Consider the following 11,613-nt stretch of genomic DNA (forward strand, 5'->3'; position numbering starts at 1 on the left):
CGCCAGCAGAAAGCCAAACAGCAAACAGAACAAGACTATCTAAATTTTTATCAATGTTCCACTTCCTGGTAAGAATTACGAACAAGATTCTAAGCGGTGAAAAACTAGCTGAGAAAGAGCTATTAGACAGTCTGAAACCAAAACCAAAATCTGATTATGAAATAGCCCAAGAGCTATTAGATCAGATCGACAAAGCCCAAGAATTATTAGATGAGCAGCTTGCTCACCAACCACCAGAGCCAACGGATTTACGCGCAAAACTAAACAAGATTAAGCAAGGGGGAATCTTCACCTGGGCAAGCCCAGGAAGAACAGGCTGAAACATTAAGTCAGAAGCTTGAACGCTTAAAACAAAGTAAACGGACGACTGAACCGCAACCGAAATCTGTTGCTGAGAACACACGAGATAACGACAACGACCTGTCCTTTTAAACATTTGGGAGCAGTCACATGACTGATGAAAACCACATAATCGACTTGCTGACAGCCATTGTCAGCACTATTGAAACTCAAGATGCCAACACCGAAGCATCAAAAAATCAGGTATTGAAGCAACTAGAAATCATTGCTTCAAATACTGAAAAAGTCAGTACAAACTTTCCTAAACTTGTCGAAGTGCTTTCTAGCTTTGACAACAAGATAGCTTCAAGTTTTGATGATATTCAAAATGTCAGCAAGCAGTTAAATAGTGTTGTTCAGCAAGTCAGTATTGCTGAAAAAGCAATTTTAAGTGTTCAGCAACAAGCACAGAACTTGCGTTTAGATGACACGATTAAAACGCTTTATGATGCAGATCAAACAGCGCAGCAACTCAATAGACACTTAAACAGCTCAAGCACGAAATATGCTGAGAATATGAGTGCTGCGACAAATATTGCGATTGATCAAATTAATAAATTAAAAAAAGAAGTCAGCACAATTGCAGACAGCTTCTCGCAGATCGTATCGACAGATATATCAAACAAGATCATTAGTGACGTATCTTCAAAACTGACACAGCAACTTATTCACCAGATGCAATCTGAAATTGACGTTAGTGCCAAGAAAACAGCCGAATCGCTTGCAACACGTACATTTGAACAGCTTGACACAACACTCAATAATTCAAAACAGACTATCGAAGCAAATAGTCGAGCATTTGAAAAATCAGTGATTGATACATTCAAGCAAGATATACAAACAGTTAAATCACTCAGTCAGCAATTGAATGAAACTGCTGAACAATCAAATACTTTGTATCTTGAACGTGAACAAGCATATCAAGCGCATGTATTGAAAGAGAAGAAAGAAACTAAGAAAAATTGGCTTATGCTATTGGGTGGAGGCTGGCTTATATTTTCACTAACAATGATGGCTACTGCAATGATGACTTCAAAATCTGCTGAAAGCATTGTAGATCAAGCATTACAGTATAAGAAGATGCAACAAAACTTTGTCAGAAATGGCTTTGCTCACATGCCAAACGAGCAATGTAAGTCATATATGCCGACTCAACAAATTGGACAAAATAGACAAATTGATTTCTGTTATTTCAGTAAAAAGCCGAGCTATGTTATTGATACAAGTCGAGGTACTTTGAATATCATCACAAGATAACCAAAAAAAGCCCCTAAATGGGGCTTTTTTTATTCAGTACCTTTATTTTTACTTTCAATGTACTTCTTTAACTTACTGTTTTTGACAGCATATAAACGCTTGTATTCTTTTTCAATTAAATGCGTCAAAACATCTTTTTGACTATCTCCAACAGCAGCAACAATATCGGCAAGCAGGTCAGCAACAGACTTATCAAGATATACATCAAGCCTTTGACTATCATCATTTTTTCGTCTTTCTCTGTATGCACGTTGACGCTGCGCATTAGTCAGTGGCGCAGGCTTTAACATATCGAGCGTCTTACTATCATTCAGGTCTTTCATTGCGTAATCTCCATTTTAATATTTATTGGTTACAGTGTAACATAAATAATTGTTACACGGTAATATTAAAAACATATTTATTAATTTATTTTATTGTTACCCGATAACTAAAAACTGTTACCCGATAACTAAAAGTTACCTGTAACAAATAAAAGTTACCCGATAACAATAAATAGTTACCGTGTAATTATTTATAATGTGTTTTATTTCAAAAAAAGTTACAGTGTAACAAAAAACCGCAACATTCAAAAAACCGCAACATTCAAAAAACGCACAGAATGCGCTGTATTCAATGAAACGGCTGACGGATATACAAACGTACTGCAACATATCAAAAATCGCTTACAACGCAAATGAGCGCAAAATAGAGCTATATTTAGCTTCAATTTGAGATACTAAAATTAGAAACAATGTTGAAACTCAAATTATTTATTAATCTTAAAATTTAAAAAATATGTGCAATATTAAAAATATCTAAACAATAACAACAATTTACAGAGCAGGCGGAGTGCCTGCGAACAACTGCAAGTGAATTTCGCCCACGCTTTTTCCCTGATTACAATCTTCCATTTGCTTCTAAAACTCAGATGCAGAGCATGTCGAAGACTGCGAACAACTACATTTTGCATCTAGATCGAGCGTAGCGAGCATAAAGCTTCTGAGCGAAGCGAAGGCATAGTTTTATTTGAATCATGCACAGCAGTTGCCTAAAACCGCCCCACCGCTATGAGCGAAGCGAATAGCAATAAAGTTTGAGCGTAGCGAAAACCGAGGGCGGTTTTCATACGGTTTTTAAAAAGCTTTTAAAGCCCCTTTAAAAGCTTTATGGCTTTTAAAGGGCTTTTAAAAGGCTTTTCGGAAGCCTGAAAGCTAGTAATAGCAATGCTTTCAGGGCTTTAATCTATACATTTGCCTAGGTTTTTACCGTCTTATCTATACATTTGCCTAGGTTTTTACCGTCTTATCTATACATTTGCCTAGGTTTATCTATACATTTACCTAGGTTTTGAAGCTAAAACTCCCATTTCACAAGGCTTACCTATACATTTACCTAGGTTGTTTTTTATTCGTTTTTCCTATTTACAAACAGAATCTATCAATCTAGTATCTATACATTATCCACAAAGTATAGATAAAAATGACTGTAGGTGTTGCTGAGAAAGTTAAAGTCATCACTCGAAATGACGAGATATTTACTAAAGATGAGCGCTATCCACCTGATCAATCAGTAATGCAAAATCGAATGATCGAGGCTTGGAACTCAATGTCAGTCGATGAAAAAAGAATATTTATTCTTGCAAGTCCTTTAGTGCGTTTATGTGATGCGACAGAAAAGACGATGTTTAGCATCTCTGCAAAAGACTATGCAGAAGCATGCAATATCGAATTAGCAACAGCATATAGTCAGTTAAAGCTAGCAGCAGATAATCTAAGAGGACGCTATTTCTCTTACATAAACAGCAAGGGCAATCGAGTATCAGTCCACTGGGTAATCAGGATCGAATACAGCGAAGCACAAATTAGTTTTTGTTTTCCTGATGAAGTGCTTTTCATGTTATCCGTGTTTGATTCAAATAACGCATACACACGTTTCAAAATCGAAACTGCGTTAAAGTTGAAAGGGGCACACTCATTACAGCTATATCAACTCTTAAAGCAATATGAAAAAATCGGTTATCGAGAGTTGACAGTTGAACAGTTTCGTCAAACATTTGAACTAACAAAGAAATATTCAATTATTAGTAATTTGAGAATCCGAGTAATAGAACCTGCTGTTTCTGAGATTTCTAAAAAAACAGATTTAAAAATAACTTTTTCACAAATTTTCAATGGCAAAAGCATCATAGGCTTTCGTTTCGATATTCAAACGAAAATAAAAAAATCATCTGAAAAAATTAAGCTTGAGCAACAAGCAACTGAACAACCAAAAAAAATCAGATCAATAGATATTTATCAAGCGATCTTAAAGAACAACATGCTTGATAGATTTAAACAAGTTAACGAATCAAGTGAAGAATTTATTAATCGAATAAGATTGGATTTAAAGAGTAACAATGCTGAAATTTGGATAAAAAAATTGGCAGAGTTCAATGTCTATCTTGATGAACCGCCTTTTTAATTATGATGCCAATTTTTTTGTGGAGCTTTAACAAAATTATTTGTTAAAGCTGTCCTCAAAAATTTGTCATCTTATTTTTTTAATTTTTCTCTACGTGCGTCATCATTGTGTAAATATAATGCTTCTTTCAAATCGTCAGAACATTTAAAAATTTTATTCTGTTCACGTTTTGAAGAAGATTTTAAAACTTTAGTGAGTAAACAAATAAACTGTTCTTGTTCATTTTGATTTAAAACATTTTCACTTTTATCAAAAATTTGTTTAATTACTAATTCAGAAATACCATATTTTTGAGAATCTACAATTTTTTTCTCAGTTGGGGTTAAATCTGGAAGAATATTGTTAAATACTTCAAGACTTTCACCAACTAATTTTTGAATATTTTGTAAAGTTTTTTTAGCAGTTTTTAGTTCTTCTTTATTTAGTTTATTACTTGTAATTTTATTTACAAGATCATTAACTTCTTGAGTATATTTTTTACTTTCAAAAACTGAAATATTGTTTTGTTCAGTCATTTTTTAACACCTTTAAAAATAAAAATATCTAATCATTACACTCAAAAAAAAACAAGTACAAATTATTTCTTTTAAATTATTAGAGTGTGAGAGTCGATGTCGGGTTAAACTTTTTACACGACATTTCACAGTTCCAAAATTTTATGAAATAAAATTTTGGAACTGTAGAAATGACGAAGTAAAAAGCGCACTTTAACCCAAACTTGACATTTCGCTTCGCTACATATCAATTTTGAGTCGTGCGCCCCCTCCCGAACTGGGGTCGAGGGGACTTTTAAACCGTTTTCATGAAGAAGTAATTTCTTGCGCTATGCACAGTAATTATTTTCATGTAACGTCTTAAAAGTAGAGAAGCAAAAGCAATGGCAGGAGCAGGATATGTCAGATAAAATCGTTATTCGCAATCAATATTCTTGCCGCGTATCTGTTGTCAAAAAAACAAATGGTCATACTCCATTAAGAGCAATTGCATATATTCAAGCACGAAAAATGAAAAATTCTCTCACTGGTGCAGAGCATGACTTTTCTAAAAAATCAGGTGTGATTGCTACAGACTTTTTGATGCCAACAGGCATCGAAACCCAGATGAATGAAGAACAGTTTTACAACCATTTAGAAAACAATTCTCATGCTTCGACTAACATTCTTGCTTACTCAACTATCATGTCTTTGCCCGCAGAATTATCTATAGATCAGCAAGAAGAATTAGTGCGAGATTTCTGCAAACTATTTACAGACACATATCAAACTTGTGTCAGTTTTGCGATTCACGAAGCAGATCATCTAATGAAGAAAAAGGCTAAATTGGCTGAGATTGAAAAATATAATTTGCCTGTCGAGGATGAAGATTTACACCTACAAACAAGAAATAATCATGTTCATTTAGTCATTCCATATTGCAAAATTGAAGCTATGACTGAACAAGATTTCAAAGCAAAACGTAAGAAAAAATCCTTCGGTGATACGTTTAAATTGGGTAGCCAAGTCAAAGATTTTAACCCGATAAAATGGGGTTCTGAGATTAAAAAAGATAAGCCCGACTTGATGAATACTGAGCAAAATTTTCTGAAATTCATGCGTGAAAAATGGTGTGACTGTAATAACAATGCACTAGAAAAAAATGGTCGGATTGAGCGTTACACGCACAAGTCTTATAAAGATTTAGGCTTACAAATTTCCGCGACGGTCCACGAAGGCGAAATGGTCAAAAGTCGTGTTGCCAGTGGTAAAAAAATGGATGTTCACGAATACAACCGCCAGCAGAAAGCCAAACAGCAAACAGAACAAGACTATCTAAATTTTATCAATGTTCCACTTCCTGCAGAATTAGCGAACAAGATTCTAAGCGGTGAAAAACTAGCTGAGAAAGAGCTATTAGACAGTCTGAAACCAAAACCAAAATCTGATTATGAAATAGCCCAAGAGCTATTAGATCAGATCGACAAAGCCCAAGAATTATTAGATGAGCAGCTTGCTCACCAACCACCAGAGCCAACGGATTTACGCGCAAAACTAAACAAGATTAAGCAAGGGGAATCTTCACCTGGGCAAGCCCAGGAAGAACAGGCTGAAACATTAAGTCAGAAGCTTGAACGCTTAAAACAAAGTAAACGGACGACTGAACCGCAACCGAAATCTGTTGCTGAGAACACACGAGATAACGACAACGACCTGTCCTTTTAAACATTTGGGAGCAGTCACATGACTGATGAAAACCACATAATCGACTTGCTGACAGCCATTGTCAGCACTATTGAAACTCAAGATGCCAACACCGAAGCATCAAAAAATCAGGTATTGAAGCAACTAGAAATCATTGCTTCAAATACTGAAAAAGTCAGTACAAACTTTCCTAAACTTGTCGAAGTGCTTTCTAGCTTTGACAACAAGATAGCTTCAAGTTTTGATGATATTCAAAATGTCAGCAAGCAGTTAAATAGTGTTGTTCAGCAAGTCAGTATTGCTGAAAAAGCAATTTTAAGTGTTCAGCAACAAGCACAGAACTTGCGTTTAGATGACACGATTAAAACGCTTTATGATGCAGATCAAACAGCGCAGCAACTCAATAGACACTTAAACAGCTCAAGCACGAAATATGCTGAGAATATGAGTGCTGCGACAAATATTGCGATTGATCAAATTAATAAATTAAAAAAAGAAGTCAGCACAATTGCAGACAGCTTCTCGCAGATCGTATCGACAGATATATCAAACAAGATCATTAGTGACGTATCTTCAAAACTGACACAGCAACTTATTCACCAGATGCAATCTGAAATTGACGTTAGTGCCAAGAAAACAGCCGAATCGCTTGCAACACGTACATTTGAACAGCTTGACACAACACTCAATAATTCAAAACAGACTATCGAAGCAAATAGTCGAGCATTTGAAAAATCAGTGATTGATACATTCAAGCAAGATATACAAACAGTTAAATCACTCAGTCAGCAATTGAATGAAACTGCTGAACAATCAAATACTTTGTATCTTGAACGTGAACAAGCATATCAAGCGCATGTATTGAAAGAGAAGAAAGAAACTAAGAAAAATTGGCTTATGCTATTGGGTGGAGGCTGGCTTATATTTTCACTAACAATGATGGCTACTGCAATGATGACTTCAAAATCTGCTGAAAGCATTGTAGATCAAGCATTACAGTATAAGAAGATGCAACAAAACTTTGTCAGAAATGGCTTTGCTCACATGCCAAACGAGCAATGTAAGTCATATATGCCGACTCAACAAATTGGACAAAATAGACAAATTGATTTCTGTTATTTCAGTAAAAAGCCGAGCTATGTTATTGATACAAGTCGAGGTACTTTGAATATCATCACAAGATAACCAAAAAAAAGCCCCTAAATGGGGCTTTTTTTATTCAGTACCTTTATTTTTACTTTCAATGTACTTCTTTAACTTACTGTTTTTGACAGCATATAAACGCTTGTATTCTTTTTCAATTAAATGCGTCAAAACATCTTTTTGACTATCTCCAACAGCAGCAACAATATCGGCAAGCAGGTCAGCAACAGACTTATCAAGATATACATCAAGCCTTTGACTATCATCATTTTTTCGTCTTTCTCTGTATGCACGTTGACGCTGCGCATTAGTCAGTGGCGCAGGCTTTAACATATCGAGCGTCTTACTATCATTCAGGTCTTTCATTGCGTAATCTCCATTTTAATATTTATTGGTTACAGTGTAACATAAATAATTGTTACACGGTAATATTAAAAACATATTTATTAATTTATTTTATTGTTACCCGATAACTAAAAACTGTTACCCGATAACTAAAAGTTACCTGTAACAAATAAAAGTTACCCGATAACAATAAATAGTTACCGTGTAATTATTTATAATGTGTTTTATTTCAAAAAAAGTTACAGTGTAACAAAAAACCGCAACATTCAAAAAACCGCAACATTCAAAAAACGCACAGAATGCGCTGTATTCAATGAAACGGCTGACGGATATACAAACGTACTGCAACATATCAAAAATCGCTTACAACGCAAATGAGCGCAAAATAGAGCTATATTTAGCTTCAATTTGAGATACTAAAATTAGAAACAATGTTGAAACTCAAATTATTTATTAATCTTAAAATTTAAAAAATATGTGCAATATTAAAAATATCTAAACAATAACAACAATTTACAGAGCAGGCGGAGTGCCTGCGAACAACTGCAAGTGAATTTCGCCCACGCTTTTTCCCTGATTACAATCTTCCATTTGCTTCTAAAACTCAGATGCAGAGCATGTCGAAGACTGCGAACAACTACATTTTGCATCTAGATCGAGCGTAGCGAGCATAAAGCTTCTGAGCGAAGCGAAGGCATAGTTTTATTTGAATCATGCACAGCAGTTGCCTAAAACCGCCCCACCGCTATGAGCGAAGCGAATAGCAATAAAGTTTGAGCGTAGCGAAAACCGAGGGCGGTTTTCATACGGTTTTTAAAAAGCTTTTAAAGCCCCTTTAAAAGCTTTATGGCTTTTAAAGGGCTTTTAAAAGGCTTTTCGGAAGCCTGAAAGCTAGTAATAGCAATGCTTTCAGGGCTTTAATCTATACATTTGCCTAGGTTTTTACCGTCTTATCTATACATTTGCCTAGGTTTTTACCGTCTTATCTATACATTTGCCTAGGTTTATCTATACATTTACCTAGGTTTTGAAGCTAAAACTCCCATTTCACAAGGCTTACCTATACATTTACCTAGGTTGTTTTTTATTCGTTTTTCCTATTTACAAACAGAATCTATCAATCTAGTATCTATACATTATCCACAAAGTATAGATAAAAATGACTGTAGGTGTTGCTGAGAAAGTTAAAGTCATCACTCGAAATGACGAGATATTTACTAAAGATGAGCGCTATCCACCTGATCAATCAGTAATGCAAAATCGAATGATCGAGGCTTGGAACTCAATGTCAGTCGATGAAAAAAGAATATTTATTCTTGCAAGTCCTTTAGTGCGTTTATGTGATGCGACAGAAAAGACGATGTTTAGCATCTCTGCAAAAGACTATGCAGAAGCATGCAATATCGAATTAGCAACAGCATATAGTCAGTTAAAGCTAGCAGCAGATAATCTAAGAGGACGCTATTTCTCTTACATAAACAGCAAGGGCAATCGAGTATCAGTCCACTGGGTAATCAGGATCGAATACAGCGAAGCACAAATTAGTTTTTGTTTTCCTGATGAAGTGCTTTTCATGTTATCCGTGTTTGATTCAAATAACGCATACACACGTTTCAAAATCGAAACTGCGTTAAAGTTGAAAGGGGCACACTCATTACAGCTATATCAACTCTTAAAGCAATATGAAAAAATCGGTTATCGAGAGTTGACAGTTGAACAGTTTCGTCAAACATTTGAACTAACAAAGAAATATTCAATTATTAGTAATTTGAGAATCCGAGTAATAGAACCTGCTGTTTCTGAGATTTCTAAAAAAACAGATTTAAAAATAACTTTTTCACAAATTTTCAATGGCAAAAGCATCATAGGCTTTCGTTTCGATATTCAAACGAAAATAAAAAAATCATCTGAAAAAATTAAGCTTGAGCAACAAGCAACTGAACAACCAAAAAAAATCAGATCAATAGATATTTATCAAGCGATCTTAAAGAACAACATGCTTGATAGATTTAAACAAGTTAACGAATCAAGTGAAGAATTTATTAATCGAATAAGATTGGATTTAAAGAGTAACAATGCTGAAATTTGGATAAAAAAATTGGCAGAGTTCAATGTCTATCTTGATGAACCGCCTTTTTAATTATGATGCCAATTTTTTTGTGGAGCTTTAACAAAATTATTTGTTAAAGCTGTCCTCAAAAATTTGTCATCTTATTTTTTTAATTTTTCTCTACGTGCGTCATCATTGTGTAAATATAATGCTTCTTTCAAATCGTCAGAACATTTAAAAATTTTATTCTGTTCACGTTTTGAAGAAGATTTTAAAACTTTAGTGAGTAAACAAATAAACTGTTCTTGTTCATTTTGATTTAAAACATTTTCACTTTTATCAAAAATTTGTTTAATTACTAATTCAGAAATACCATATTTTTGAGAATCTACAATTTTTTTCTCAGTTGGGGTTAAATCTGGAAGAATATTGTTAAATACTTCAAGACTTTCACCAACTAATTTTTGAATATTTTGTAAAGTTTTTTTAGCAGTTTTTAGTTCTTCTTTATTTAGTTTATTACTTGTAATTTTATTTACAAGATCATTAACTTCTTGAGTATATTTTTTACTTTCAAAAACTGAAATATTGTTTTGTTCAGTCATTTTTTAACACCTTTAAAAATAAAAATATCTAATCATTACACTCAAAAAAAACAAGTACAAATTATTTCTTTTAAATTATTAGAGTGTGAGAGTCGATGTCGGGTTAAACTTTTTACACGACATTTCACAGTTCCAAAATTTTATGAAATAAAATTTTGGAACTGTAGAAATGACGAAGTAAAAAGCGCACTTTAACCCAAACTTGACATTTCGCTTCGCTACATATCAATTTTGAGTCGTGCGCCCCCTCCCGAACTGGGGTCGAGGGGACTTTTAAACCGTTTTCATGAAGAAGTAATTTCTTGCGCTATGCACAGTAATTATTTTCATGTAACGTCTTAAAAGTAGAGAAGCAAAAGCAATGGCAGGAGCAGGATATGTCAGATAAAATCGTTATTCGCAATCAATATTCTTGCCGCGTATCTGTTGTCAAAAAAACAAATGGTCATACTCCATTAAGAGCAATTGCATATATTCAAGCACGAAAAATGAAAAATTCTCTCACTGGTGCAGAGCATGACTTTTCTAAAAAATCAGGTGTGATTGCTACAGACTTTTTGATGCCAACAGGCATCGAAACCCAGATGAATGAAGAACAGTTTTACAACCATTTAGAAAACAATTCTCATGCTTCGACTAACATTCTTGCTTACTCAACTATCATGTCTTTGCCCGCAGAATTATCTATAGATCAGCAAGAAGAATTAGTGCGAGATTTCTGCAAACTATTTACAGACACATATCAAACTTGTGTCAGTTTTGCGATTCACGAAGCAGATCATCTAATGAAGAAAAAGGCTAAATTGGCTGAGATTGAAAAATATAATTTGCCTGTCGAGGATGAAGATTTACACCTACAAACAAGAAATAATCATGTTCATTTAGTCATTCCATATTGCAAAATTGAAGCTATGACTGAACAAGATTTCAAAGCAAAACGTAAGAAAAAATCCTTCGGTGATACGTTTAAATTGGGTAGCCAAGTCAAAGATTTTAACCCGATAAAATGGGGTTCTGAGATTAAAAAAGATAAGCCCGACTTGATGAATACTGAGCAAAATTTTCTGAAATTCATGCGTGAAAAATGGTGTGACTGTAATAACAATGCACTAGAAAAAAATGCAGTCGGATTGAGTGTTACACGCACAAGTCTTATAAAGATTTAGGCTTATAAATTTCCGCGACGGTCCACGAAGGCGAAATGGTCAAAAGTCGTGTTGCCAGTGGTAAAAAAATGGATGTTCACGAATACAAC

General features: G+C 34.4%; 11 protein-coding genes. 7 read left to right on the forward strand and 4 right to left on the reverse strand.

Annotation, left to right across the window (positions count from 1 at the left end; all coding sequences use genetic code 11):
• Window positions 1–53 precede the first annotated feature (53 nt).
• Both ACZ8ZH_RS19995 and ACZ8ZH_RS20000 read left to right on the forward strand, forming a co-directional pair.
• The gene (locus ACZ8ZH_RS19995; RefSeq protein WP_470247974.1) at window positions 54–320 is read left to right on the forward strand and encodes a hypothetical protein; all 267 of its coding nucleotides are present in this window, start codon (window positions 54–56) and stop codon (window positions 318–320) included.
• A gap of 130 nt (window positions 321–450) precedes the next feature.
• Window positions 451–1,596 carry a hypothetical protein gene (locus tag ACZ8ZH_RS20000; RefSeq protein ID WP_470247970.1) on the forward strand — a complete coding sequence of 382 codons (1,146 nt, stop codon included), beginning with the start codon at window positions 451–453 and terminating at the stop codon, window positions 1,594–1,596.
• A 29-nt stretch (window positions 1,597–1,625) separates the two neighbouring features.
• On the opposite strand, the gene ACZ8ZH_RS20005 is transcribed toward ACZ8ZH_RS20000, so the two are convergent.
• Entirely contained in the window at window positions 1,626–1,919 is a 294-nt protein-coding gene (locus tag ACZ8ZH_RS20005; RefSeq protein WP_171530132.1) for a RepB family protein, read from the reverse strand.
• Between the two features lie 1,138 nt (window positions 1,920–3,057).
• Between ACZ8ZH_RS20005 and ACZ8ZH_RS20010 the strand changes: the two genes are divergently transcribed.
• The gene (locus tag ACZ8ZH_RS20010) at window positions 3,058–4,038 is read left to right on the forward strand and encodes a replication initiation protein (RefSeq protein WP_470247971.1); all 981 of its coding nucleotides are present in this window, start codon (window positions 3,058–3,060) and stop codon (window positions 4,036–4,038) included.
• Between the two features lie 71 nt (window positions 4,039–4,109).
• Here ACZ8ZH_RS20010 and ACZ8ZH_RS20015 read toward each other — a convergent pair whose 3' ends face one another.
• Complete coding sequence (locus tag ACZ8ZH_RS20015; protein ID WP_470247972.1) at window positions 4,110–4,553, reverse strand: hypothetical protein; 444 nt, start codon at window positions 4,551–4,553, stop codon at window positions 4,110–4,112.
• Between the two features lie 378 nt (window positions 4,554–4,931).
• Here ACZ8ZH_RS20015 and ACZ8ZH_RS20020 point away from each other — a divergent pair, with 378 nt between their 5' ends.
• Together ACZ8ZH_RS20020 and ACZ8ZH_RS20025 are read left to right on the forward strand one after the other, a co-directional pair.
• Window positions 4,932–6,236 carry a MobA/MobL family protein gene (locus ACZ8ZH_RS20020; RefSeq protein ID WP_470247975.1) on the forward strand — a complete coding sequence of 435 codons (1,305 nt, stop codon included), beginning with the start codon at window positions 4,932–4,934 and terminating at the stop codon, window positions 6,234–6,236.
• A gap of 18 nt (window positions 6,237–6,254) precedes the next feature.
• Entirely contained in the window at window positions 6,255–7,400 is a 1,146-nt protein-coding gene (locus tag ACZ8ZH_RS20025; RefSeq protein ID WP_470247970.1) for a hypothetical protein, read from the forward strand.
• 30 nt (window positions 7,401–7,430) lie between these two features.
• Here the strand turns inward: ACZ8ZH_RS20025 and ACZ8ZH_RS20030 are convergent, their stop codons facing one another.
• Window positions 7,431–7,724, reverse strand: a complete 294-nt coding sequence (locus tag ACZ8ZH_RS20030; RefSeq protein WP_171530132.1) for a RepB family protein — start codon at window positions 7,722–7,724, stop codon at window positions 7,431–7,433.
• Window positions 7,725–8,862: 1,138 nt separating this feature from the next.
• On the opposite strand from ACZ8ZH_RS20030, the gene ACZ8ZH_RS20035 reads away from it, so the two are divergent.
• Complete coding sequence (locus ACZ8ZH_RS20035; protein ID WP_470247971.1) at window positions 8,863–9,843, forward strand: replication initiation protein; 981 nt, start codon at window positions 8,863–8,865, stop codon at window positions 9,841–9,843.
• A gap of 71 nt (window positions 9,844–9,914) precedes the next feature.
• On the opposite strand, the gene ACZ8ZH_RS20040 is transcribed toward ACZ8ZH_RS20035, so the two are convergent.
• The gene (locus tag ACZ8ZH_RS20040; RefSeq protein WP_470247972.1) at window positions 9,915–10,358 is read right to left on the reverse strand and encodes a hypothetical protein; all 444 of its coding nucleotides are present in this window, start codon (window positions 10,356–10,358) and stop codon (window positions 9,915–9,917) included.
• Between the two features lie 377 nt (window positions 10,359–10,735).
• Here ACZ8ZH_RS20040 and ACZ8ZH_RS20045 point away from each other — a divergent pair, with 377 nt between their 5' ends.
• Window positions 10,736–11,524, forward strand: coding sequence for a MobA/MobL family protein (locus ACZ8ZH_RS20045; protein WP_470247973.1), 789 nt, complete (start codon window positions 10,736–10,738; stop codon window positions 11,522–11,524).
• Window positions 11,525–11,613 lie beyond the last annotated feature (89 nt).

The organism is Acinetobacter sp. SW-226 (assembly GCF_055632855.1).